Raw genomic sequence first — 24,435 nt, forward strand, 5'->3', positions numbered from 1 at the left:
TGCGCGCTATAATCGCACTGGTCTAACCGCCCTGTGCCCGCTAGAACCGCCGGGTGAGTTGGAGGCCACTATGCACGACACAATCCGCCCGCAGCCCGGCATTCTGGACATTGCGCTTTACGAAGGCGGCAAGGCGCATCTGGCCGGCGTGTCAAATGCGCTGAAGCTGTCGTCGAACGAGAACCCGTTCGGCCCCGGTGACCGGGCGAAAGAGGTGTTCGGCAAGACGGTTCACACGCTGCACCGCTATCCGGGCACCGATCACGCTGCCTTGCGTCAGGCCATCGGCGATGTGCACTGGCTGGACCCGGAGCGGATCATCTGTGGCGTCGGCTCGGATGAGATCATCACCTTTCTGTGCCAGGCCTATGCCGGGCCGAAAGATGAGGTGGTGTTCACCGAACACGGGTTCCTCATGTACCGGATTTCGGCGCTGGCGGTCGGGGCCACCCCGGTCGAAGTGGCCGAGCGCGAGCGAATGACGGATGTGGACGCGATCTTGCGCGCCTGTACCAAGCGCACCAAGCTGGTGTTCATCGCCAACCCCAACAACCCGACCGGCACGATGATTTCGCCCGCCGAGATGGAGCGGCTGGCGGCGGGGCTGCCTGCGCAGGCCATTCTGGTGATCGACGGGGCCTATGCCGAATATGTCGAGGGCTATGACGGCGGTTCGGGTCTGGCGACCGGGCGTGAGAATGTGTTCATGACGCGGACGTTTTCCAAGATCTATGGTCTGGGTGGTCTGCGCATTGGCTGGGGGTACGGGCCGAAACACATCATCGACGTGCTCAACCGCATCCGCGGGCCGTTCAACCTGTCGACCACCCAGCTGGAGGTGGCCGAGGCGGCGGTGCGCGATCAGGAGTGGGTGAACAAATGCCGGTCCGAGAATGCACGGATGCGGCATTGGCTGGCCGAGGCTCTGGCCGAGGTGGGGGTGCCCTCTGACACCAGCATGGCGAATTTCGTGCTGGCCCGCTTTGCCAGCGTCGAAGAGGCCGAGGCGTGCGATGCGTTTCTGCAATCCCAGGGGCTGATCGTGCGGCGGGTGGCGGGCTACAAACTGCCGCATTGTCTGCGGATCACGGTGGGCGACGAAGCCGGGTGCCGCCGGGTTGCCCATGCCGTGGGGCAGTTCAAGGGGCTGAAATGACGGTTCTTTATCAGCGTGTGGCGCTGATCGGGCTGGGGCTGATTGCCTCGTCCATGGCGCATGCGATGCGGCAATACGGGCTGGCGGGCGAGATTGTGGGCCATGCCAAATCGGCCGAGAGCCGGGACATTGCCTTGCAGATCGGTCTGTGTGACGCGGTGTTTGCCACCGCAGCCGAGGCGGTGCAGGGCGCGGATCTGGTGGTGCTTTGTGTGCCGGTCGGGGTGATGGGCGAGATTGCCGCTGAGATCGGGCCGCATCTGGCGCCGGGGGCGACCGTCACCGACGTGGGCTCGGTCAAGGGCGCGGTGGTCGAGGCGGTGGCGCCGCACATGCTGTCGGGCGTGCATTTCATTCCCGGCCACCCGATTGCGGGGACCGAGCATTCTGGGCCGAGATCGGGCTTTGCCACGCTGTTCAAGAACCGCTGGTGGCTGCTGACCCCGCTGGAAGGGGCGGACCGTGACGCGGTCGCCCGGTTGCGGGCGCTGTGTGAGGGCATGGGCGCAAATGTCGATGAGATGGACGCAGGCCATCATGATCTGGTGCTGGCCGTCACCAGCCATACGCCGCACCTGATTGCCTATACCATGGTCGGCGTGGCCGAGCATATGCGGCGGGTGTCGAACTCCGAAGTCATCAAGTATTCGGCGGGCGGGTTTCGCGACCTGACCCGGATCGCGGCCAGCGATCCGGTGATGTGGCGCGATGTGTTTCTGACCAACAAGGATGCGGTGCTGGATATCCTTGGCCGCTTTACCGAAGAGCTGTTCACCCTGCAACGCGCCATCCGCATGGGCGATGGTGAGCATCTTCACGCCTACTTCACCCGCACCCGCGCAATCAGGCGTGGCATTATCGAGGCAGGACAGGATACATCTGCTCCAGACTTCGGGCGCAGCCCGCAGGGTGGAGGAGAGGGCAAAGGCTGATGGTCAGGGCGGGGGTGACGGGGGCTGTTCTGCTGGTTGTGGCCAGTGCTGTGTTCGCCGATGCGCCGTCCAAATCGCCCCGTCCGATGCCGCGCCCCGGAATGGTCGCCGTTGCCGAGGCCGAGACGGTGGGCGTGACCGCTCAGGTTGCAGCGCTTCCGGTCATGGCGCTTTCGGTGCGCCCCAGGATGCGACCCGAGACCCTTGTTGCTGAAGCGCCTGCGATGATTGCCGCGCCGGATGTGGTCGTTGCCACCGCCTCTGCGGTTGCCCCGCCAGAGAAAAAGGGTCTGTTCGGCCTGCTGCGCCCGTCAAAGCGGCCTGAGGGGCTGGTTGATAAGCAACTGGTCGCGGCCACCGTTGCGCCGGTAAAGCCGGGCAAACAGGGCGTTGTGTCGGTCAAGGGCGCAGTTTGTGGCGATCCGTCGATCCGGGGGGAGGCATTGGCGCCGATCACCTCGCGCATTCAGGGCTGCGGCGTACCGGACCCGGTACGGATCACCAGCGTGGCCGGGGTGCGGCTGAGCCAGGCGGCCACGGTGGATTGCGATACCGCCCGCGCGCTGAAGACCTGGGTCGAGCGCGGGGTAGAGCCAGCCTATGGCAAAGGGAAGGTAGTTCAGTTGCAGGTGGCCGGGCATTATGTCTGCCGGACCCGCAATCACCGCGCCGGGGCCAAGGTCAGCGAACATGGCAAGGGCCGGGCGATCGACATCTCGGGCTTTACCTTTTCGAACGGAAAGACCGTGCCTGTTCTGCGGAATTTCGACAAGAAAATGAGAAAAGCCCACAAAGCGGCCTGCGGTATCTTTAACACCACGCTGGGGCCGGGGTCGGACGGAATGCACGAAGACCATCTGCATTTCGACACCGCCAAACGCAACAGCACCTACTGCCGCTAAGCCCCGGTTCAGTTCAGCCGGGGCGCGGGGCCGAGGGGCAGCGGGCCAAGCGACATCTGGCCGCTTGCAAAGATCAGCGGCATTTCCAGCACATCAGGGTCGCCCGAACTGCCGGCAACGGCCTGCATCATGTTCAGCACGGTCGGCGCGATTTCGGGTTTGATCAGGCCCATGCTGGTGGCCAGAGTCACCAGATTGCGCCAGCCGGTCACCCGGATCTCGATCCGGCCTTCGGGCAAGCCATCCACCGCCAGCAGATCCCCCTTGGCAAAGATGGACAGCTCGCCCCAGGTCAGCACCGCCTCGCGCAGCGACAGCGCGGTCAACATCGGCCGGGTTTCTGCGGCGAAGCGGTCGAGCGGGGCAGAAAAGCTGGCATTGGCATCAACCCGCGTCAGCGCGATCTGCGGTGGCAGGTCGGGCAGGCGGGCGGCAAGGGCCGGGTCGGGCGACAGGTTCAAAAGCTCCAGCGCGATGTCATGGGCATTGGTCCGGCTGGGGTCGGTGCGGGTGGCAAAGCGCAGCGTCTCGGCCGCCAGCACCCAGCCAAGGCTGGACTCGGCGCGCACGGCATCACCGACAAACGTGGTGCGGTCCAGTGTCAGCGCGGTACTGGGGGTCACCACAAGGCTGGCCTGCAGCTTGCCCGATTGCAGCGTGATGTCTTCGGCAGGGGTGCGGAGGATCTGCTCTGGCGCAAAGGCCGCGATCACGTGCCAGGGGCGATAGCTGAGCGAAAACACCTGCAGGAACGGCGCTTCCCACCGGATTTCGCTGCGCTGATCGGTTACGCGTGGCTCGGTCACGGTCAGATCAAAGCGGTTGGGAAAGCCGACAAAGCTGTAGCCGGATTGCGCAATCTCCAGCCCGCGCGCCGGGGCCTCTTGCAGAAACGCCTCGAACCCGCGTTCGACGGCGGTTTTGCCGACAAACCAGTAGCCTGACCACAGCGCCACCAAAAGGATGGCAATCGACAGCAATGCGCGCATCATCGGCCCTTTTCTTTCATCCGCCCCTGTTGTTTAGAGGCAGCAAGCAAGGAGGGCCAGTCACTTGACCGAGACGATGTGGGTCTTTGGCTATGGATCGCTGATCTGGAACCCGGAATTTCCGGTGGCCGAGGCGCGCATCGCACGGGTGCAGGGCTGGCGGCGGTCGTTCTGCATGCGCTCGATCCATCATCGCGGGTCTGAGGCGGAGCCGGGGCTGGTGCTGGCACTGGACGCCGCCGAGGGGCATCATTGCGACGGGGTGACCTTCCGGGTCGAGCCGGGGGCCGAGGCCGCCACGCTGGCCCTGTTGCGGGACCGCGAGCTGATCTCGTCGGCCTATCTGGAGGCCCGGGTGCGGGCCGATTGGCCGGATGGCGGCGGGTGCGACGCGCTGGTCTATGTGATCGACCCGGACCATTGGCAATACTGTGGCGGGGTTGATCTGGAAGAGCAGGCGCAGATCATTGCGCGCGCTGTTGGCGGGCGCGGGCTGAACCGCGATTACCTTTGGTCAACCGCGGCGCATCTGGCGGAACTGGGCATTTCCGACCCGGAACTGGAGTGGTTGGCTTCTCGGGTGCGCGCACTTACCCTGTGAAGACACAGAGAATTTCTTTGGCAGCAAGGGTATCATGGCGTATCGTCGGGCAAAGCAGAACAAACGGGCAGGCAGCGTCTGATGAAGCAGACCAAGGCCGAGGCAAAGGCCGGAGCACGCCGTCCTGGGCGAGAGCGCAGGGCCGCGAAATTTACGCAGCCGATCCAGCAGATCGTAACCATGCTGGTGATCACCGGGCTGGTGGCCGCGGGGGCATGGCTGATTCATGGCCAGGTGGCCGAGGTGTTCCGGTCCAACCTGTGGCTGAACGGGTTCATCGCCTTTATCTTTGTGCTGGGTGTGGTCACCTGCTTCTGGCAGGTGCTGATCCTCATCCAGTCGGTCAGCTGGATCGAGGATTTTGTCAGTCACGGGCCGGGGGCGGAAACCCAGCGGGTGCCGCGTCTGCTGGCGCCGCTGGCATCGCTGTTGCGCACGCGTGGGCAGCAGATGCAGATCTCTTCCTCCAGCTCGCGCTCGATTCTGGAATCGGTCGCGACGCGAATTGATGAGGCGCGCGATATCACGCGCTATCTGACCAACCTTTTGATTTTCCTAGGCCTTTTGGGCACGTTTTACGGGCTTGCCACCTCGGTTCCGGCGATTGTGGAAACGATCCGGTCACTGTCGCCGCAAGAGGGCGAAAGCGGCGCTGCGGTTTTCGAAAAGCTGATGAGCGGGCTTGAGGCGCAGCTGGGCGGGATGGGAACGGCGTTTTCGTCATCGCTGCTGGGGTTGGCGGGATCGCTGGTTGTGGGCCTGCTGGAGCTGTTTGCCGGCCATGGTCAGAACCGGTTTTACCGCGAGCTGGAAGAGTGGCTGTCGTCGATCACCCGGCTGGGCTTTTCCAGCGGCGAGGCCGAAGGCGAGAGTGACGGTGGCGCGGTGGCCATGGTGCTGGACCAGATGGTCAGCCAGATGGAGGTGCTGCAAGGGCTGTATGTGCAATCGGATGCCAGCCGGGGCGCAGTAGACGCGCGGATCGGCGAGCTGGCGGCGGCGGTCGGCGCGCTTGCCAACCGGCTGGAGGCGGAATCCGGGCAGGCGGCGGCGCTGGATCGCATCGCCGAAGGACAGGAGCGGTTGATCGCGGCGCTGGTGGGCGCCGAGGGCGGCGCGCATTCGGATGCCGAAAGCCGGATGCGCTTGCGCTCGATTGATGTGCAACTCTTGCGAATTCTGGAGGAAATTTCAGCAGGGCGGCAGGAAAGCGTGGCCGATCTGCGCGGCGAGATTTCGGCTCTGACGGCGGCGGTGCGGCAATTGTCGCGCACCGGGGTGGGGCGCTGAGCCATGGGCCTGTCGCGGCGGCGGGACGCGTCGATCATCTGGCCGGGGTTCGTGGATGCGGTCACGACGCTGGTGATGGTGCTGATGTTCGTGCTGACCATCTTTACCGTGCTGCAATCGGTGTTGCAGGAAACCATCACCACGCAGGACAGTGAGCTGAATTCGCTGACCGATCAGGTGGCGCAGCTGGCCGATGCGCTGGGGCTTGAGCGGAACCGGGTCGGGCAGTTGCAGGCCGAAGTCGGCACACTGCGGTCGGATCTTGCCGCAAGCGAGGCCGAGGGCGAGCGGCAGGCGGCGCTGGTGGCGGGGCTGGCTGGGCGGCTGGCGACGGCAGAGACCGAATTGCAGGCGGCAGAGGCGCGGGTGGCCAGTTTTGAGGCTCAGGTGGCGACCCTGCTGGCCGAGCGCGATGCCGCACGCGGAGAGGTGGCGGATCTGTCGGTCAGCAATGCCGAGCTGGAGGCGGCGCGGGCGGCGCTGTTGACCGAACGCGATGCGCTGCAACTGGCGGTGGCGCGGGCGCGGCAAGAGATTGATCAGACCGCCGAAGAGGCGCGGCTGGCAGCGGCCCGGCGCGAGGCGGTTGAGGCGCTGATTGCGGATTTGCAGGCGAAATCGACCGCTGACGCGGCGGCGCTGACGGCGGCGCAAACGGAACTGTCCGAGGCGGAAGCGGCGCGGCTGGTCGATGCGCAGGCCCTGGAGGCGTTGCGGGCGCGGATGGCCGGGTCGGATGAGGCGATGGCGGCGATGACACTGGCGCTGGAAGAACAGCGCAAGCGGGCCGAGGAAACCCTGATGTTGCTGGCCGCCGCCCAGACCGACGCGGCTCAGGCGGCGGCGGATGTCGACCAGTCGGCGGCAATGCTGGCGGCGGCAGAGCGGGCGCTGACGGATGAACAGGCCAAGTCGATCGAGGCGGCGCAGCGGGTGGCGCTGCTGAACGAGCAGATCGTTGCCCTGCGCGGCCAGTTGGGCAGCCTGCAGGCGGTGCTGAACGAGGCGCGCGACAAGGATGCGACCGCTCAGGTGCAGCTGGAGGCGCTGGGGTCGCAGCTGAACACCGCTTTGGCGCAGGTCGCGGCCGAGCAAAGACGCCGCGCCGCCCTGGAGGAGGCCGAGCGGCTGCGGCTGGAGGCGGAAAACGCCGATCTGGAGAAGTTCCGCAGCGAATTCTTTGGCCAGCTCAGCCGGTTGCTGCAAGGGCGGGAGGGCGTGCGCGTTGTGGGCGACCGGTTCGTGTTCTCCAGCGAAGTGCTGTTCCAGCCCGGTGCCGCCGATCTGGCCCCCGAGGGCCGCGCCCAGATTGCCGGGGTGGTCGAAATCCTGAACGAGGTGCGGGCCGAAATTCCTGACACGATCGACTGGATCATCCGGGTCGATGGCCACACCGACAACGTGCCTTTGTCCGGGGCCGGGGAGTTTGCCGATAACTGGGAGCTGAGTCAGGCGCGTGCGCTGTCGGTGGTGCGGTTCATGCAGAACTCTCTGGGCTTTCCACCTGACCGGCTGGCGGCAACCGGCTTTGGCGAATACCGGCCCGTGGACTCGGGCAACTCCGAAGCGGACCGCCAGCAAAACCGGCGCATCGAGTTGAAGCTGACCGAGCGGTAGCGGTTTGGGTGGCACCTGTAGCCACTTGGGCAGCTCTCACCCAAGGGTGCAGTCAAGCGGCACCGGCAAGCAAAAGGCCCCTGCTTGCGCAGGGGCCTGTGTCGTATTCGGGAAGTGCCGGATCATTCCGCCGTGAGAAGCGGCGGTTTGGAGCCGGTGAGGCGCGGCTTTTGCGGCTCGTCGATTTCGAGCACGATGGCATCGTCTTTGACCGTGACGCGGACCACGCCGCCCTTGACCAGCTTGCCAAACAACAGCTCTTCGGCCAGCGGCTTCTTGATGTGTTCCTGGATCACGCGGCCCAAGGGGCGCGCGCCCATCTTGTCATCATAGCCCTTGTCGCCCAGCCAGATCGTCGCCTCTGGCGTGAGTTCGATGTGAACGCCACGATCCATCAGCTGTGCTTCGAGCTGCATCACGAACTTCTCGACCACCCGGAAGATCACCTCTTTGCCCAGCGAGGCGAAGGAGATCACTGCATCCAGACGGTTGCGGAATTCGGGCGTGAAGGTGCGCTCAATCGCAGCGGTGTCTTCGCCGGTGCGCTTGTCGCGGCCAAAGCCGATCGCTGCCTTGGCCATGTCAGAGGCCCCGGCGTTCGAGGTCATGATCAGGATCACATTGCGGAAATCGACAGACCGGCCGTTGTGGTCGGTCAGTTTGCCATGGTCCATCACCTGCAGCAGGATGTTGTAAACATCCGGATGGGCCTTTTCCATCTCGTCGAGCAGCAGCACGCAATGCGGGTGCTGGTCGATGCCATCGGTCAGCATGCCGCCCTGATCAAAGCCGACATAGCCCGGAGGCGCGCCGATCAGACGGGAGACGGCGTGTTTCTCCATATACTCCGACATGTCAAAGCGCAGGAGTTCGACGCCAAGGCTGGAGGCCAGTTGCTTGGCCACCTCGGTCTTGCCCACACCCGTTGGCCCGGCAAACAGGTAGTTGCCGATGGGCTTTTCGGGTTCGCGCAGGCCTGCACGGGCCAGTTTGATGGCCGAGCAGAGCGCCTCAACCGCCTTGTCCTGACCGAAGACCACACGCTTGAGCGTTTTTTCCAGATCGCGCAGGGTTTCGGCATCGTCCTTGGAGACGTTTTTCGGCGGGATGCGGGCGATTTTTGCGACCACAGCCTCAATCTCTTTGGTGCCGATCACCTTGCGCCGCTTGGAGTCGGACAACAGGTGCTGTGCCGCGCCGGCCTCATCAATGACATCAATCGCCGAGTCAGGCAGTTTGCGGTCGTTGATGTAACGGCTGGCCAGTTCCACCGCCGATTTGATCGCGTCAGCGGTGTAGCGCAGGTCGTGGTGCGACTCGAAATGCGGTTTCAGACCCATCAGGATCTTGATAGCATCGGGAACCGAAGGCTCGTTCACGTCAATCTTCTGGAACCGGCGCGACAGGGCGCGGTCCTTTTCAAAGTGCTGACGGAATTCCTTGTAGGTGGTCGAACCCATGCAGCGCAGCTTGCCGCCCTGCAACGCGGGTTTCAGCAGGTTCGATGCATCCATCGCGCCGCCAGAGGTGGCCCCGGCACCGATCACGGTATGGATCTCGTCGATGAAGAGGATCGCGTCGGGATGATCCTCCATCTCTTTGACCACGGCTTTCAGCCGTTCCTCGAAATCACCGCGATAGCGGGTGCCGGCCAGCAAAGCGCCCATGTCGAGCGAATAGATGGTGGCACCGCCCAGAACGTCGGGCACTTGTTTGTTGATGATCTTCCACGCCAGACCTTCGGCAATGGCGGTCTTGCCAACACCGGGGTCACCCACCAGCAGCGGGTTGTTCTTGCGGCGGCGGCAGAGCACCTGAATGCAGCGCTCCACCTCGGCCTCGCGGCCGATCAGCGGGTCGACATCGCCCTTTTTGGCTTTGACGTTCAGGTCAACGCAGTATTTCGACAGGGCCGATTCCTTGGCATCGCCGGCTTCGGCCTTTGGCGTCTCATGGTGTTCTTCGGCACCCTGCACGGGGCGGGCTTCGCCAAAGGACGGGTCTTTGGCCACACCATGCGCGATGAAGTTGACCGCGTCATAACGGGTCATGTCCTGTTCCTGCAGGAAATAGGCCGCGTTGCTTTCACGTTCGGCGAAGATGGCGACCAGAACATTGGCCCCCGTCACCTCATTGCGGCCGGATGATTGCACATGGATCGCCGCGCGCTGGATCACGCGCTGGAAGGCGGCGGTTGGCACCGCTTCGGATCCTTCGACATCGGTGACCAGTGTGGACAGGTCATCGTCGATGAATTCCATCAGCGTTTTGCGCAGGTCATCAAGGTTGACCGAGCAGGCCTGCATCACGCGGGCGGCATCGGGTTCGTCGATCAGCGCCAGCAGCAGATGCTCCAGCGTTGCGAGTTCATGGCGACGGGCGTTGGCCAAAGCCAAGGCGCCGTGGATGGCTTGCTCGAGAGTGGTTGAAAACGAAGGCACTTGCTGCGTGCTCCTGTTCCTCGGGGCAGGTTCGGGTGTTCTTCACCTTTACCAACCGTTGCCTCATACCTTTAAAGTTCGGTTTTATTTGCCGTACTTCAAGAAGAATATTCACGCTTTGGGCTTTGGTGACATTTGTCACATCAAATGTGATCAGCCCTTGGGCGTTAACACGTCAGAACCTGTCCTTGCGCTTGCGGATTTCGGCGAAGGTTTCAGCGTCAGAGGCGTTGGCCATTCCGACAGCGGCCTTGAGTTCGGGCAAGGCCGCGCGCAGGAACGGGTTTGTGGCCAGTTCTTCGGACAGGGTCGAGGGGACTGTGGGGCGAACATCCTCGCGCGCCAGAGCAACCTGCGATGCACGAGAGATAAGTGCTGGATTGCCGGGTTCAAGGGACAGGGCAAATCGGATGTTCGATGCGGTGTATTCATGGCCCGAACAGATCAGCGTCTCGGGCGGCAGGGCGGCCAGTTTTGACAGGCTGGCCCACATCGTATCGGGCGCGCCCTCGAACAGCCGCCCGCATCCGGCGGCCATCAGGCTGTCGGCGGTGAAGGCAAGGCCGGAGCCGGGGAAGTGAAAGGCGATATGGCCCATGGTGTGGCCGGACACGTCGATCACAGCGCCGGTTTCCCCGCCGATGGTCACGCTGTCGCCCTCAGTCAATGCGTGATCCAGCGGCGGCAGGCGGTGCGCGTCGGCCGCGGCACCCCAGACCTGTGCGCCAGTGGCATCACGCAGGGCAGGGACGCCCGCGATATGGTCATCGTGGTGATGGGTGATCAGAATGTCGGTCAGCCGCCAGCCACGGGTTTGCAGTGCGGCCAATATCGGTGCAGCATCGGGCACATCGACCACGGCGGTCGCACCGGAGGCGGAATCGTGGATCAGAAAGGCATAGTTGTCTTTCAGGCAGGGGATCGTCACAAGGTCCAGGGGCATGGTCGTCCTTACGGTTGACTGTGTCGCATACGGCCAGCATGGCCCGGAAGAAGGATGGTCCGCAATGCATCTTGATGTACTCGATCTGCGTAACTTTTATTATCGCACCCAGCTGGGGCGCGTGGCGCAGCGGGCGATCCGGGATCAGGTGGTGCAATTCTGGCCGCCTGCGGTGGGGCAGACGGTGGCGGGCTTCGGCTTTGCGGTGCCGCTGTTGCGGCCCTATCTGCCGAAATCGCGCCGGGTGATCGGGCTGATGCCGGGGCCGCAAGGTGTGATGCCTTGGCCTGCCGGGATGCTGAACGTGTCGGTGCTGTGCGAAGAAACCGCCTGGCCGCTGCCGACCGGGCTGGTCGACCGGCTGGTGCTGATGCACGGGCTGGAGACATCAGAGCAGCCGTCCGCCGTTCTGGAAGAGGCGCACCGGGTGCTGGGGCCGGGGGGGCGGGCGCTGTTCATCGTGCCCAACCGCTCGGGCCTGTGGGCGCGGCGCGATGGCACGCCATTCGGCTTTGGCCGGCCCTATAGTGTCAGCCAGCTGGAGGCGCAGCTCAAACGGCATGGCTTTACCCCGGACCGGGCGGCAGCGGCGCTGTTTGCGCCGCCCTCGGCCGGGCGGTTCTGGCTGCGCACCGCCGAATTCTGGGAGCGGATCGGCAAGCGCGTGCCGTGGCTGGTGGGCGGGGTGCTGATGGTCGAGGCGACAAAGCAGGTCTATGCCCCGACGCGCGGCGGGCTGGCCGCGGCCGTGCGCCGCCCGCTCCGGGTGCTGGAGGGGGTGGGCCAGCCGGTTCCGACGCCCGCCGGGGTGCGCCGGTCGGACTGATCGGGTGCGGTGGGGGATTCGCGGCGGGCGGATTGTGGGCAGGAATTGCGCGCCACGGCCCGGCGCAGACGGCTGCCGGGGGCGACGGTTTTGGCTCTGCGGCCCGATCTGAAAGGTGCCAAAGAGTCGCACCTGTGCAGGTGCAGCGCAAACATGTGGGAAACCAGCATGGAACGATCACAAACTGGCGACCAACACGGTTGCGGGGGTGCAAAGGCTCTGCTAGAGACGCCGAAAATCAAGACGCATACCCTTGTATGCGCCATTGGCGGCCTCTGACCTGCCGGCGTGTGGGGACGGGCCTAAGACAACGGAAGGGATGACGTGTCCGAACCAGCTTCGATCTCCTCCGGCATCGCCGCGCGCTACGCCACCGCTCTGTTCGAGCTGGCAAAGGATGCGGGGGCCATTGCGGCTCTTGAATCCGACGCAGACGCGCTGACTGCCGCATTGTCCACCAGCGATGATTTCCGGACGTTGATTTCGTCGCCGGTGATCACCCGCGATGATCAGGCCCGGTCGATGGCTGCGATTGCAGCCAGGATGGGCCTGTCGGATCTGACCGCAAACACATTGCAACTGATGGCGGCCAAGCGCCGCCTTTTTGTGTTGCCCTATGTGTTGACCGGTCTTGCCGCCCGCATCGCGGAGGAAAAGGGCGAGGTGACTGCCGAAGTGACCTCGGCCACCGCCCTGACGCCGGATCAGGCCAATACCCTTGCCGCCACGCTGAAAGCGCGTGTGGGCAAGGATGTGAAATTGAAAACCACCGTTGATGAAAGTCTCATCGGCGGTCTTGTCGTCAAGCTCGGCTCCACCATGATCGACACCTCGGTCAAGGCAAAGCTCGCAGCTCTCCAGAATGCAATGAAAGAGGTTGGGTGATGGGAATTCAGGCTGCTGAGATCTCTGCGATCCTGAAAGAGCAGATCAAGAACTTTGGCCAGGATGCCGAAGTGGCCGAAGTGGGCCGTGTTCTTTCGGTAGGTGACGGGATTGCCCGTGTGCATGGTCTGGACAATGTTCAGGCTGGTGAAATGGTGGAATTCCCCGGCGGTATCCGCGGGATGGCCCTGAACCTTGAAGTCGACAACGTCGGCGTCGTGATCTTTGGCTCTGACCAGGACATCAAGGAAGGCGATATCGTCAAGCGCACCAAGTCCATCGTGGACGTGCCTGCCGGCAACGCCCTGCTGGGCCGTGTTGTCGACGGTCTGGGCAACCCGATCGACGGCAAAGGCCCGATCGCTGCGACCGAACGCCGGATCGCCGATGTGAAGGCCCCCGGCATCATTCCGCGCCAGTCGGTGCATGAGCCGATGGCAACCGGCCTGAAAGCCGTTGACGCCATGATCCCGGTTGGCCGTGGCCAGCGCGAGCTGATCATCGGTGACCGTCAGACCGGCAAGACCGCTGTGGCGCTCGACACCATCCTGAACCAGAAGTCCTATAACGAGGCCGCTGGCGACGACGAGTCAAAGAAACTGTACTGCATCTATGTTGCCATCGGCCAGAAACGGTCGACCGTGGCACAGCTGGTGAAGAAGCTGGAAGAGACCGGCGCGATTGCCTACACCATCGTGGTGGCCGCTACCGCATCCGACCCGGCGCCGATGCAGTTCCTGGCGCCCTATTCGGCAACCGCGATGGCGGAATTCTTCCGCGACAACGGCCGTCACGCTCTGATCATCTATGATGACCTGTCCAAGCAAGCCGTGGCCTACCGTCAGATGTCGCTGTTGCTGCGCCGTCCGCCGGGCCGTGAAGCCTATCCGGGCGACGTGTTCTATCTGCACTCCCGCCTGCTGGAGCGTTCGTCGAAGCTGAACTCTGATTTCGGCTCGGGCTCGCTGACTGCGCTGCCGATCATCGAAACGCAGGGCGGCGACGTGTCGGCCTTTATTCCGACGAACGTGATCTCGATCACCGACGGCCAGATCTTCCTTGAGACCGAATTGTTCTATCAGGGTATCCGCCCGGCTGTGAACACCGGTCTGTCGGTCAGCCGCGTTGGCTCGTCTGCACAAACCAACTCGATGAAAACGGTTGCGGGCCCGGTGAAACTGTCGCTGGCCCAGTACCGCGAGATGGCGGCCTTTGCGCAGTTCGGCTCTGACCTTGACGCCTCGACCCAGCAGCTGCTGGCCCGTGGTGCGCGCCTGACCGAGCTGATGAAGCAGAACCAGTACTCGCCACTGACCAACGCGGAAATCGTCTGCGTGATCTATGCGGGCACCGCCGGGTTCCTCGACAAGGTTGCAGTAAAGGATGTGGGCCGTTTTGAGGCGGGCCTTTTGTCGTTCCTGCGCAATCAGCGCAAGGATATCCTGGACTGGATCACCACCGCTGACCCGAAAATCAAAGGCGCAGATGAGCAAAAGCTGAAAGACGCTATCGCTGAATTCGCCAAAACCTTCGCTTAAGCGTCTGAAAGGACAGGGATATGCCCAGCCTTAAGGACTTAAAAAACAAGATCGCGAGCGTCAAGAACACGCGCAAGATCACCAAGGCGATGCAGATGGTGTCTGCGGCGAAACTGCGCCGCGCCCAAGAGGCTGCCGAAGCTGCCCGGCCCTACGCCGAGCGGATGAACGCAGTCATGGCAGGACTTTCCGCATCGGTCGGTACATCGGCAAGCGCGCCCCGGCTTTTGGCTGGGACGGGCAAGGATCAGGTGCATCTGCTTGTCGTCATGACGGCAGAGCGCGGGTTGTGCGGCGGCTTCAACTCGACCATCGCGCGGCTTGCCCGCGTGAAGGCGAACGAGTTGCTGGCGCAGGGCAAGACGGTCAAGATCCTGACGGTCGGCAAAAAGGGCCGCGAGCAACTGCGCCGCGATCTGGAAGCCAACATGATCGGCCACGTCGATCTGAGCGATGTAAAGCGCGTGGGCTATGCCAATGCGCAAGGTATCGCGCGCGAAGTGCTGACCCGTTTCGAGGCGGGTGAGTTTGATGTCGCGACGATCTTTTACAACCGGTTCCAGTCGGTCATCAGCCAGGTGCCGACGGCGCAGCAGATCATTCCGGCCAAGTTTGAAGGCGCCACCACCAGCGCGCTCTATGACTATGAGCCAAGCGAAGAGGCCATTCTGGCCGACCTGCTGCCCCGTGGTGTCGCAACGCAGATCTTTACCGCTCTGCTGGAAAACGGTGCCTCCGAACAAGGGGCACGGATGAGCGCGATGGACAACGCAACGCGCAACGCAGGCGATATGATCAAGAAGTACACGACGATCTATAACCGCTCGCGTCAGGCTGCGATCACCAAAGAGCTTATCGAAATCATTTCGGGCGCTGAAGCGCTCTGAGGAACTGGAGAAACGACATGGCAAAAGCACCGAAAGCAGCTGCCGCGGCGGGCAAGGTGACGCAAGTTATCGGCGCCGTCGTGGACGTGCAGTTCGAAGGCGAACTTCCCGCAATTCTGAACGCGCTGATCACCGACAACAACGGCAAGCCGCTGGTTCTGGAAGTGGCCCAGCACCTTGGCGAAAGCAACGTCCGCGCCGTGGCGATGGACGCGACCGAGGGTCTGGTCCGTGGCGCGCCGGTGTCTGACACCGGCAAACCGATTCAGGTTCCGGTCGGTCCGGCAACGCTGGGCCGCATCATGAACGTGATCGGCGAGCCGGTTGACGAGCGTGGCCCGGTCAACGCGGCCGAGACCCGGTCGATCCACCAGCCCGCCCCGACGTTTGCCGAGCAGGCCACCGAAAGCCAGATTCTGGTGACCGGGATCAAGGTGATCGACCTGCTGGCCCCCTATACCAAGGGTGGCAAGATCGGTCTGTTCGGGGGTGCCGGCGTGGGCAAGACCGTTCTGATCATGGAACTGATCAACAACATCGCAAAAGTGCACTCGGGCGTGTCCGTGTTCGCCGGTGTGGGTGAGCGGACCCGTGAAGGCAACGACCTGTATCACGAGATGATCGAATCCGGCGTTATCGACCTGGAAGATCTGACCAAATCCAAGATCGCCCTTGTGTACGGCCAGATGAACGAGCCTCCGGGTGCGCGGATGCGGATCGCCCTGTCGGGTCTGACCATGGCGGAACAGTTCCGCGACGAGACCGGCGCTGACGTGCTGTTCTTTGTCGACAACATCTTCCGCTTTACCCAAGCCGGTTCGGAAGTGTCGGCTCTGCTGGGTCGTATCCCGTCTGCCGTGGGTTACCAGCCAACGCTGGCCACCGACATGGGCGCGATGCAGGAACGCATCACCTCGACCAAAAACGGCTCGATCACGTCCGTTCAGGCCGTTTATGTTCCTGCCGATGACTTGACCGACCCTGCGCCAGCCACCTCGTTCGCCCACCTGGACGCGACGACGGTTCTGGACCGCTCGATCTCGGAAAAAGGCATCTATCCGGCGGTGGACCCGCTGGGCTCGACCTCGCGCCTGCTGGACCCGCTGATCATCGGGGACGAACACTACAAGGTCGCGACCGACGTGCAGAAAGTGCTTCAGCGCTACAAGTCGCTGCAGGACATCATCGCCATCCTTGGCATGGACGAGTTGTCGGAAGACGACAAACTGGCCGTGGCCCGTGCGCGTAAGCTGGAGCGTTTCCTGTCGCAGCCGTTCGACGTGGCAAAGGTGTTCACCGGCTCTGACGGGGTGCAGGTTCCGCTGGAAAAAACCATTGCCTCGTTCAAGGCCGTGGTTGCGGGTGAATACGACCACCTGCCGGAAGCCGCCTTCTACATGGTCGGCGATATCGAAGACGTGAAAGCCAAAGCCGCCAAACTCGCCGCCGCTGCGGCATAAGGAGGGGATCATGGCAGTTCAGTTCGACCTCGTCAGCCCGGAACGGCGCCTTGCGTCGGCTCAGGCGACCGAGGTGCAGATCCCGGGCGCTGAGGGCGACCTGACGGCGATGGAGGGGCATGCCCCCACCATTACCACCCTGCGCCCCGGCATCCTGAAAGCGGTCGCCGCTGACGGGACCAAGGCCTTTATCGTGACCGGCGGTTTCGCCGAGATCACCGCGACCAGCGTTTCGGTTCTTGCCGAGCGCGCGGTTCCGGTCGAAGAGGCAACGCCTGCCCTGATGGACAGTCTGGTGGCCGAACTCCGCGATGCGGCAGCCGGGTCGGATGACAAGGATGCCACCGACAAGATCGTGGCCGACATGATGGCAGCCCGCAGCGCGATCGGGCAGTAATGCTCTGAAACAGTTGAAGTCTGCACAGGCCCCGGCATATGCTGGGGCCTGTTCATTTCAAGGTACAGATTTTTGGATGACAGGGCACCAGAGCCAGAGTGCCAATGAAGGGTCTCCGCATGAAGCGTTTTCCTCCCGGCAGTATCGGAATCGTTCAGGGTTCGCGGGTTCTGTTTTCCGATTTCGCCGATGGGGGGGTGATGTGGACGGGCGAGGGGGATCGCGAAAGCCGCCATATCGTGCGGTTCAAAGAGCCGTTCCGCATGGTCCCCGCGGTGCATGTCGGCATCTCGATGTGGGACACCGATCACCGGACCAACGCTCGCGCTGATCTGACCGCGGAAAATGTCACCGAAACCAGCTTTCATCTGGTGTTCAGAACCTGGGGCGACACCCGCGTCGCGCGCATACGCGCCGACTGGATGGCGATTGGCCAAGTGCCGGATGAAGACGACTGGGAGATCGACTGAGGCTGGCGCCTAAAAACGGTAGGCCAGCCGAAGGCCCCCCCAGTGGCGACCTTTGACCGTGATCGGGGCTGAAACATCTTTCATCATCACAAAGGTGCCACCGCCCATGTCGCGGCGGTAGATCTGCATCAGGAAAGGCGCGGTGGACCTTCCGGCCCCCAAACCGACCCGGTCATCAAAGATACGACGATTGCGGCAATTCGCGGCATTCCAGACCGGATCATTGCCCTGACGGGCCGAGAACTTCCGGTTGTGGGTTGGCAGATAGCCGTCCCGGGCCACCGCTGCGCAAAAGACGATCCGCGGGTCAAGCGCAAGCATCTGTTCTTGTACCGGCGGAAACAGGCGGTCAGTCAGGCTGGTGAAGGGGGCCAGAACCTGGGCGGGATTGCTGCCGGGGATCGGGCGATAGTCAGAGGAGAACAGCATCTGTTGACTGATTTCTCCGCGGTCGACGGCCTGTTCCAGCAGCTCGCTCAGCCGGGTTGCAGAGTGCATGACGGCATCAATCAACGGCCGGTCTTCCGAAGCGCCACCAAGCGCGAACATGTGTTGCACCATGCGTTCGCTGAGTGTGATCAATCCGGACACGCGGTTGCGCGCGTCATTTATCATCTGGGTCTGCTCGATGATCCCATCGTAAAGCGCCACGAATGTTGGGGCGAACCCGTGCATGACACCCCGCATCTGTTGCGCATCGGTGCCCATCGCGGCCAGTTCGGACCCGCCTGCACCGGCTTGTTTTCCCAGATCTTTCAGGGCCGATCCGGCAGATGCAAGGTCGCGCAAGCCGGTTTCGGCCTGACCGACAGTCACCTCTGCCTCGGCGCGCAATGCGGCAATTTCCCCGGCCAACGATCCCACCGTATCGGAAATCACGCGTGCGGTAATGGTCGTCTGGGCTGACAATGCATTGACCGCATCGGCCACCACGGCAAAGCCACGGCCGCGGTCGCCCGCGCGGGCAGCCTCGATCTTTGCATTCATCGCCAGCATATTGATTTCACGTGCGATGTCGAGAATACGCGTGTTGGATGCCTGCGTGGCCCGCATCGCGTCATCAATGCGGGCAAGGGGCCCGCCCACGCCACTGACCCACCCCAACACCTGCTGGCTGGCCCCGATCGCCTGATGCAACTGTGTGGTTGACGTTGCCAGCACCTCAATCAGACTGCCCATGACAGTGGACAGGCGTTCGGTCGTCCCGACCATGGAGGCAGATGCCTTTGACACGCTGCGGGCGCTGTCGCGCACTTCTGTCAGGCGTGTGACGTGTTCTGCGGCGGCCGCATCGACGCCGTCAAAAAAGCCCGCCACGTCCACAATGTCATGGCCCAGCTGCACCGAGGCCGCCACCATTTCATCAATGATCCGGTTGTCCGGTCCCGGGGCAGGAGGAGCAAGGGGCGGGGGGGAGATATGGTCTCCGCCACGAAAAGCATTTTTCATCGTGATCTCGCGGTCAGGGCAGACAACTGCACTCTGACCGAGACCGGTTTCAGGCAGGTTAACCGCGCTGATACATACCTTCGTAGATCGGGACCAAGGTTTCGGTCTCGAACAGGCTCGACACGCTGGTGCCGTTCCAGATGTTGAGGATGGCTTGGGCAAACATCGGGGCAGTGGGGACCACGCGGATGTTGGAGGCGGCCGTCGCTGCGGCGCTTTGTTCGATGGAATCGGTGATAACCAGCGATTTCATCACCGAGTTCTTGATCCGCTCCACTGCCGGGCCAGACAGCACGCCGTGGGTGATGTAGCTGTGCACCTCGGTTGCGCCGTTTTCCATCAGCACTTCGGCGGCTTTGCACAGGGTGCCGGCGGTGTCGCAGATGTCATCGACGATGATGCATTTCTTGCCCTGAACGTCACCGATCACCTTCATTTCGGCAATCTCGCCGGCCTTTTCGCGGCGCTTGTCGACGATGGCGAGCGGGGCGTTGATCCGTTTGGCCAGTTCGCGGGCCCGGGCCACACCGCCGACATCGGGCGAGATGACCATCAGCTCCTCCATCTGGCCCTTGAAGTGGTGTTCGATATCCAGCGCAAACACCGGGCTGGCATAGAGGTTGTCCACCGGAATGTCGAAGAACCCCTGAATCTGTGCGGCGTGCAGGTCCAGCGTCAGAACACGGTCCACCCCGGCGCTTTCGATCAGGTTGGCCACCAGCTTGGCCGAAATCGGGGTGCGGGCCTTGGCGCGGCGATCCTGACGCGCATAGCCGAAATAGGGGATCACGGCGGTGATGCGGGACGCCGACGAGCGGCGCAGCGCATCGACCATGATCAAGAGTTCCATCAGGTTGTCATTCGCCGGGTTCGAGGTCGGCTGGATGACATACATATCCTCGCCGCGGACATTCTCGAACACCTCGACAAAGATTTCCTGATCGTTGAACCGTTCGATCCGGGCATCCACCAACCCCACGGACATGCCGCGATGCACCGACATACGGCGGGCGATGGCTTTGGCAAGCGGCATGTTTGCATTGCCGGAAATCAGCTTGGGTTCGGTGATGGCGGGCATGATGGGTCTCCGGGGCCACGGAATCGGGATGTTGACACCGCTTATCACCCGGCTAGGGTCTTGCAAACCGATGCAGGGGAATAGGGCGTCAAATGACACACATCGACTACTTTTTCGCGACCATGTCGCCCTATTGCTACCTCGCAGGCACCCGGCTGGAAGAGATTGCGGCGCGCCATGGCGCGACGATCAGCTATAAGCCGATCAATCCGATGGCGCTGATGCCGCGCATGGGCGGGCAGGTGCTGGCCGACCGGCACGAAAGCCGCCGCGCTTACCGCCTGCAGGAGTTGCGGCGCCTGCCGATCAAACTCGGGATGCCGCTGAATCTGCGGCCTGCCTACTTCCCGGCAAACGCCGCCCCCTCGTCTTATGCGATCATTGCCGCTGCCGGCACCGGGGCCGATGTGGGGCCGCTGGTCCACGCCTTTTGCCGCGCCGTCTGGGCCGAAGATCGCGACATTTCGGATGACGCGGTGGTCAAGGACATCCTGACCGCCAACGGGTTTGACCCGAAGCTGGCGGACAGCGGCATGCTGGTGGGGGCCGAGACCTTTGCCGCCAATCTGGAAGAGGCGGTGGCGCGCGGCGTGTTCGGCGTGCCATTCTATCTGGTCGGCGAAGAGGCGTTCTGGGGGCAGGACCGGCTGCAGGATCTGGACCTGTACCTGTCGGGCAAGCTCTGAGGGTCTAGCCGCGAAACGCGGCGAGCAGCGCATCGACATCCGCCTCGGTCGTCGACCACGAGGTGACAAGGCGGCACTGGGTGTCGTCACTCTGGTAATACACGGCTCCGGCCGCCTTTGCGCGGGCATGCGTGGCCGCGGGCAAGTGGGCAAAGATCATATTGGCGGGGGTGGGGTGCAGGATCTCGACCCCCGGCAGGTGCGCCAGTCCGGTGGCCAGCCGGGCGGCCATGGCATTGGTATGGCGGGCGAGGGTGAGCCACAGGTCACCGTCAAACCACGCGTCGAACTGCGCGGCGACAAAGCGCAGCTTTGAATTCAGATGACCCGCGCGCTTGCGGCGCAATTCGCCTTCCCACGCTTTGGCGGGGTCGAACAGCACCACCGCCTCAGCCCCCAGCAGCCCGTTCTTGGTGCCGCCCAGCACCAGCACATCGACGCCCGCGCGCCACGACAGCTCTGCCGGGGTGGCCCCGGTGGCGGCCAGCGCATTGGCGAAACGCGCGCCATCCAGATGCACGGGCAGGCCATGCGCCTGCGCCACCGATGTCAGCGCCGACAGCTCGGCCGGGGTGTAGAGCGTGCCGGCTTCGGTCACGTTGGTCAGGCTGAGCGCACCGCGTTGCGCCACATGGACCGAGCCGCCGGTTTGGACGATAGCCTGCGCCAAGCCGTCCGGTGTGATCTTGCCATTCGGCCCGTCGATCAGGGTCAGCTTTGCGCCGCCTGAAAAGAACTCCGGCGCGCCGCATTCATCTTCGGCGATATGGGCGTGGCGGTGGCAGAAGGTGGTGGCCCAAGGCGCGGTCAGCAGCGACAGCGCCAGCGCATTGGCCGCGGTGCCGGTGGTCAGCAGCAGCACCTCGGCCTGTGGTGCCTCAAACACCGTGCGGATCCGGTCGCGCAGGGCCACCGAGGCGGCGTCATTGCCGTAAGACAGCGCATAGCCCGCATTGGCACTTTGCATTGCGGCCATCACCGTCGGATGCACCGGCGCGCCGTTATCCGAGGCAAAGAACATCAGGGGGTTTCCTCGATGGTGTAATCTTCCCAGTCGTCTTCCGACACCTCGAACTCCGGGATCGTCCAACCCCGCACCGAGGCCCCGGCGGTGTGCGTGCTTTCGGGGTCGCCGGTGATCAGCGGGTGCCACTCGGGCAGGTTCTTGCCTTCATGCAGAAGGCGGTAGGCGCAGGTGCGTGGCATCCAATAGGCGATCTTTGGCAGGGTCTTGGGCGACAGCTGCACGCAATCGGGCACGAACTGCTTGCGGATCGGGTATTGCATGCAGCGGCAGGTTTCGCCATCGAGCAGGCGGCAGGCGACGCGGGTGTATTCCACCTCGCCGGTGTCTTCGTACTCGATCTTGTTCAGGCAGCATTTGCCGCAGCCGTCACACAGCGCCTCCCATTCCTGAGGCGTCATTTTCGTGAGCGGGATGGTTTCCCAGAACTTCGGACGCATAAGGGGGCCTTGGGGCAAAGGGTTACAGGGCGGACAGGATGGTGCGGGCGCGGTCGCAATCGGCTGCCATCTGGGTGATCAGAGCGGGCAGGCCGTCGAACTTCAGCTCGGGGCGCAGATAATCGACAAAGGCGATCGACAGATGCGCGCCGTAGAGATCGCCTTTGAAATCAAAGAGAAAGGTTTCAAGGTTGGGCCGGTTTACACCAAACATCGGGCGCACACCAAGGCTGGCGGCGCCATTGTAGCTGCCCTTGTGCGGGCCGGTCAGCACATCGGCCTTGACCGCGTACACGCCCAGCTTTGGCAGGTGCAGCCCGGCCACAGACATATTTGCGGTGGGGTAGCCCAGCTCTCGCCCGCGCTTTTCGCCGTGAACAACCTCGCCCTCGATCCGGTGCCAGTGGCCCAGCATCGCCGCCGCGTCACGCGGGCGGCCCTCGGTCAGGGCGGTGCGGATGGCGGAGGAAGAGATCGGCAGGTCGGCGGCGGTGATCAGATCGGCGATGGTGGTCTTGAAACCATGAGCGTTGCCAAGGCTTTGCAGGTCAGCCGCCTTGCCGGCCCGCCCCTTGCCAAAGCAGAAATCCGCGCCGACGACGACATGGTTTATCCCCAGACCATCGGCCAGCACGTCGCGGGCAAAGTCTTCGGGTGACAATGAGGCGAGGCTTTTGTCAAACGGCAGCTCGTACAGATGCTGCACCCCCAGCTTGGCCAGACGGTTCAGCCGGGCCTCGGCATTCATCAGGCGAAACGGGGGGGCGTCGGGGGCAAAGACCTCGCGCGGGTGCGGCTCGAAGGTGATGATCCCCAGGGGGGCAAGGCCACGGGCCAGATCAATGACCGCCTGATGGCCCAGATGCACGCCATCGAAGTTGCCCATGGCACAGGATGCGCCACGGGCGGATGGGGCGAGCCCCTGCCAGGATCGGTGGATCTGCATTCTACCCCGGTCTGGGGCAGATGCCCCGTCAGTCGAACTTGCGGCTTGGCGCCAGTACCAGCGCCTCGCCCTTTAGCACCACCGTTTTACCCACAGAGCAATGGGTTTCAAGGGTTACCCGGCGTTTTGCGTGGTCGATTGCCGTCACTGTGACCACTGTATCTACCCGGTCACCGGGGCGGACCGGCGCCATGAAGCGCAGGGACTGGCCCAGATAGACCGTGCCATGACCGGGCAGCTGTTCGCCGATGACGGCAGAGATCAGCCCGGCGGTCAGCATGCCATGGGCGATGCGACCGGCAAATATGGTATCCTGCGCATAGGCATCATCAAGATGTACCGGGTTGCGGTCGGTCGACACCTCGGCAAACAGTTCGATGTCGCGGTCGGTGATCAGCTTTGACAGGCCGCGCGTCATGCCGATTTCAAGGTCTTCGATGCAGATGGTGCCGCGGGGCATATTGTCCAGCATCTTGCGATTCCCGTTATTGTGCTGGTGCGACCTTAACAAATGCCGCAGCGCAGCGCAATTCCGATGCGCAAGTTATTTACGTTTTGGCGCCTAAAGTCGCAAGTATGTTATCCAGAGGATCGCGGGTCAGCGCAGATAGCCGATGGCATAGGTGGCTGAAAGCTGGTGGCCCGCCAGCCAGTTCAGCAGTAAGTCATTGTCCGGGTTATGAATATCCGGCCCGAACTCCTGCGCGGCCAGGCCGCCGGTGACGAACAGCGTGTCCAGCCCTTCGCCGATGCCACCCTGCACATCGGTGAAGATCCCGTCGCCGACACACAGGATGCGCGCCTCGTCCAGTCCCAGCCGTTTGCGGGCCAGATCATAGATGGGCGGGTGGGGTTTGCCGTAATACAGCGCCTCGCCGCCCATCTGCTCATACAGTTGCGCCAGAGCCCCCGCGCAATACAGCCGCTTTTCGCCCATATCGACGATGATGTCGGGGTTGGCGCAGAGCATTTTCAAGCCTTTTGCCTTTGCCATCAATAGCTTGCCCCGATAATCGTCAGGCGTCTCGGTCAGGTCGTCGGCAAGGCCGGTGCAGATAATGCCGGTGGCCTGATCGAGAGGCACTCGGGTGATGGTGGTGTTGGCGGCCAGTTCGGCCAGATCATCTTCGAAATCGGTAAAGAAGGGTTCATCCTTGGGCGCGCCGATGTGGTAAACGCGAGGCCCTGCGGCACCTGACAGCATGGCGGCCTGGGTCGCGTCGCCCGATGAGGCGATGTCATCCCAGGTGTCGCGGGGCAGGCCCATGGCATCCAATTGCTTGATAATGCTGGATTTTGGGCGCGGTGCGTTGGTCACCAGAATGACCTTGCCGCCGCCGGCGCGGAAGGCTTGCAGGGCGGCGACAGCGGCAGGGAACGGGGTGACGCCATTGTGCAGGCAGCCCCAGAGGTCGCAGAACAGGGCGTCGTAGCGGTCTGACAGATCGTTGAGCGAGCGGATGATTTGGGTCATGCGA

24 protein-coding genes are annotated in these 24,435 nt (G+C 63.3%); 14 read left to right on the plus strand and 10 right to left on the minus strand.

Going from position 1 to position 24,435, the window contains the following annotated elements; translation table 11 throughout:
- Positions 1 to 70: 70 nt before the first annotated feature.
- Genes hisC through J2X53_RS14120 form a run of 3 tightly spaced genes read left to right on the plus strand, consistent with a single transcriptional unit; the run spans position 71 to position 2,990 of the window.
- On the plus strand, positions 71 to 1,156 hold the full coding sequence (gene hisC / locus J2X53_RS14110) for a histidinol-phosphate transaminase (RefSeq protein WP_349038127.1): 1,086 nt from the start codon (positions 71 to 73) through the stop codon (positions 1,154 to 1,156).
- Positions 1,153 to 2,088 (plus strand): prephenate/arogenate dehydrogenase family protein, encoded by a 936-nt coding sequence (locus J2X53_RS14115; protein WP_349038128.1) that lies wholly within the window; start codon positions 1,153 to 1,155, stop codon positions 2,086 to 2,088. Before hisC ends, J2X53_RS14115 begins: the two co-directional genes overlap by 4 nt.
- Positions 2,088 to 2,990 carry an extensin family protein gene (locus J2X53_RS14120; RefSeq protein ID WP_349038129.1) on the plus strand — a complete coding sequence of 301 codons (903 nt, stop codon included), beginning with the start codon at positions 2,088 to 2,090 and terminating at the stop codon, positions 2,988 to 2,990. Before J2X53_RS14115 ends, J2X53_RS14120 begins: the two co-directional genes overlap by 1 nt.
- A gap of 8 nt (positions 2,991 to 2,998) precedes the next feature.
- Here J2X53_RS14120 and J2X53_RS14125 read toward each other — a convergent pair whose 3' ends face one another.
- Positions 2,999 to 3,982: a DUF2125 domain-containing protein gene (locus J2X53_RS14125; RefSeq protein WP_349038130.1), complete on the minus strand. Its 984-nt coding sequence runs from the start codon at positions 3,980 to 3,982 to the stop codon at positions 2,999 to 3,001.
- Positions 3,983 to 4,043: 61 nt separating this feature from the next.
- Here J2X53_RS14125 and J2X53_RS14130 point away from each other — a divergent pair, with 61 nt between their 5' ends.
- From J2X53_RS14130 to J2X53_RS14140, 3 genes are all read left to right on the plus strand, one after another.
- The gene (locus tag J2X53_RS14130; protein ID WP_349038131.1) at positions 4,044 to 4,580 is read left to right on the plus strand and encodes a gamma-glutamylcyclotransferase; all 537 of its coding nucleotides are present in this window, start codon (positions 4,044 to 4,046) and stop codon (positions 4,578 to 4,580) included.
- A 180-nt stretch (positions 4,581 to 4,760) separates the two neighbouring features.
- Positions 4,761 to 5,870 (plus strand): biopolymer transporter ExbB, encoded by a 1,110-nt coding sequence (locus J2X53_RS14135; RefSeq protein ID WP_349038208.1) that lies wholly within the window; start codon positions 4,761 to 4,763, stop codon positions 5,868 to 5,870.
- A gap of 3 nt (positions 5,871 to 5,873) precedes the next feature.
- Positions 5,874 to 7,487 carry a peptidoglycan -binding protein gene (locus J2X53_RS14140; RefSeq protein WP_349038132.1) on the plus strand — a complete coding sequence of 538 codons (1,614 nt, stop codon included), beginning with the start codon at positions 5,874 to 5,876 and terminating at the stop codon, positions 7,485 to 7,487.
- A 122-nt stretch (positions 7,488 to 7,609) separates the two neighbouring features.
- Here J2X53_RS14140 and clpA read toward each other — a convergent pair whose 3' ends face one another.
- Positions 7,610 to 9,928, minus strand: a complete 2,319-nt coding sequence (clpA, locus tag J2X53_RS14145) for an ATP-dependent Clp protease ATP-binding subunit ClpA (protein WP_349038133.1) — start codon at positions 9,926 to 9,928, stop codon at positions 7,610 to 7,612.
- A 175-nt stretch (positions 9,929 to 10,103) separates the two neighbouring features.
- Entirely contained in the window at positions 10,104 to 10,871 is a 768-nt protein-coding gene (gene gloB / locus J2X53_RS14150) for a hydroxyacylglutathione hydrolase (RefSeq protein ID WP_349038134.1), read from the minus strand.
- Positions 10,872 to 10,935: 64 nt separating this feature from the next.
- Between gloB and J2X53_RS14155 the strand changes: the two genes are divergently transcribed.
- The 7 genes from J2X53_RS14155 to J2X53_RS14185 all read left to right on the plus strand — a co-directional run bounded on the left by J2X53_RS14155 (position 10,936) and on the right by J2X53_RS14185 (position 17,334).
- Positions 10,936 to 11,697 carry a methyltransferase domain-containing protein gene (locus J2X53_RS14155; RefSeq protein WP_349038135.1) on the plus strand — a complete coding sequence of 254 codons (762 nt, stop codon included), beginning with the start codon at positions 10,936 to 10,938 and terminating at the stop codon, positions 11,695 to 11,697.
- 324 nt (positions 11,698 to 12,021) lie between these two features.
- Positions 12,022 to 12,582: a F0F1 ATP synthase subunit delta gene (locus tag J2X53_RS14160; RefSeq protein WP_349038136.1), complete on the plus strand. Its 561-nt coding sequence runs from the start codon at positions 12,022 to 12,024 to the stop codon at positions 12,580 to 12,582.
- Positions 12,582 to 14,120: a F0F1 ATP synthase subunit alpha gene (atpA, locus tag J2X53_RS14165; RefSeq protein WP_349038137.1), complete on the plus strand. Its 1,539-nt coding sequence runs from the start codon at positions 12,582 to 12,584 to the stop codon at positions 14,118 to 14,120. Before J2X53_RS14160 ends, atpA begins: the two co-directional genes overlap by 1 nt.
- A gap of 20 nt (positions 14,121 to 14,140) precedes the next feature.
- Positions 14,141 to 15,007: a F0F1 ATP synthase subunit gamma gene (locus J2X53_RS14170; protein ID WP_349038138.1), complete on the plus strand. Its 867-nt coding sequence runs from the start codon at positions 14,141 to 14,143 to the stop codon at positions 15,005 to 15,007.
- A gap of 17 nt (positions 15,008 to 15,024) precedes the next feature.
- Positions 15,025 to 16,467 (plus strand): F0F1 ATP synthase subunit beta, encoded by a 1,443-nt coding sequence (gene atpD / locus J2X53_RS14175; protein ID WP_349038139.1) that lies wholly within the window; start codon positions 15,025 to 15,027, stop codon positions 16,465 to 16,467.
- A 10-nt stretch (positions 16,468 to 16,477) separates the two neighbouring features.
- Positions 16,478 to 16,864 carry a F0F1 ATP synthase subunit epsilon gene (locus tag J2X53_RS14180; RefSeq protein ID WP_349038140.1) on the plus strand — a complete coding sequence of 129 codons (387 nt, stop codon included), beginning with the start codon at positions 16,478 to 16,480 and terminating at the stop codon, positions 16,862 to 16,864.
- Positions 16,865 to 16,983: 119 nt separating this feature from the next.
- Positions 16,984 to 17,334, plus strand: a complete 351-nt coding sequence (locus J2X53_RS14185; protein ID WP_349038141.1) for an H-type lectin domain-containing protein — start codon at positions 16,984 to 16,986, stop codon at positions 17,332 to 17,334.
- Between the two features lie 9 nt (positions 17,335 to 17,343).
- Here the strand turns inward: J2X53_RS14185 and J2X53_RS14190 are convergent, their stop codons facing one another.
- Both J2X53_RS14190 and J2X53_RS14195 read right to left on the minus strand, forming a co-directional pair.
- Positions 17,344 to 18,693 carry a methyl-accepting chemotaxis protein gene (locus J2X53_RS14190; RefSeq protein WP_349038142.1) on the minus strand — a complete coding sequence of 450 codons (1,350 nt, stop codon included), beginning with the start codon at positions 18,691 to 18,693 and terminating at the stop codon, positions 17,344 to 17,346.
- Between the two features lie 148 nt (positions 18,694 to 18,841).
- Positions 18,842 to 19,861, minus strand: a complete 1,020-nt coding sequence (locus J2X53_RS14195; RefSeq protein WP_349038143.1) for a ribose-phosphate pyrophosphokinase — start codon at positions 19,859 to 19,861, stop codon at positions 18,842 to 18,844.
- 92 nt (positions 19,862 to 19,953) lie between these two features.
- Between J2X53_RS14195 and J2X53_RS14200 the strand changes: the two genes are divergently transcribed.
- Positions 19,954 to 20,547, plus strand: coding sequence for a 2-hydroxychromene-2-carboxylate isomerase (locus tag J2X53_RS14200; RefSeq protein ID WP_349038144.1), 594 nt, complete (start codon positions 19,954 to 19,956; stop codon positions 20,545 to 20,547).
- Positions 20,548 to 20,551: 4 nt separating this feature from the next.
- Here J2X53_RS14200 and J2X53_RS14205 read toward each other — a convergent pair whose 3' ends face one another.
- From J2X53_RS14205 to J2X53_RS14225, 5 genes are all read right to left on the minus strand, one after another.
- A complete protein-coding gene (locus J2X53_RS14205) occupies positions 20,552 to 21,568 on the minus strand; it encodes a beta-eliminating lyase-related protein (protein WP_349038145.1) in 1,017 nt (338 codons plus the stop codon).
- On the minus strand, positions 21,568 to 22,029 hold the full coding sequence (locus J2X53_RS14210) for a YcgN family cysteine cluster protein (RefSeq protein ID WP_349038146.1): 462 nt from the start codon (positions 22,027 to 22,029) through the stop codon (positions 21,568 to 21,570). The genes J2X53_RS14205 and J2X53_RS14210 overlap by 1 nt, the downstream gene beginning before the upstream one ends.
- A gap of 4 nt (positions 22,030 to 22,033) precedes the next feature.
- On the minus strand, positions 22,034 to 22,957 hold the full coding sequence (locus J2X53_RS14215) for a bifunctional riboflavin kinase/FAD synthetase (protein ID WP_349038147.1): 924 nt from the start codon (positions 22,955 to 22,957) through the stop codon (positions 22,034 to 22,036).
- A 28-nt stretch (positions 22,958 to 22,985) separates the two neighbouring features.
- Entirely contained in the window at positions 22,986 to 23,429 is a 444-nt protein-coding gene (locus tag J2X53_RS14220; RefSeq protein ID WP_349038148.1) for a MaoC family dehydratase, read from the minus strand.
- 126 nt (positions 23,430 to 23,555) lie between these two features.
- On the minus strand, positions 23,556 to 24,431 hold the full coding sequence (locus tag J2X53_RS14225) for a TIGR01459 family HAD-type hydrolase (RefSeq protein WP_349038149.1): 876 nt from the start codon (positions 24,429 to 24,431) through the stop codon (positions 23,556 to 23,558).
- Positions 24,432 to 24,435: the final 4 nt, after the last annotated feature.

Source organism: Pseudotabrizicola sp. 4114 (genome assembly GCF_031457365.1).
Taxonomy (GTDB): domain Bacteria; phylum Pseudomonadota; class Alphaproteobacteria; order Rhodobacterales; family Rhodobacteraceae; genus Pseudotabrizicola.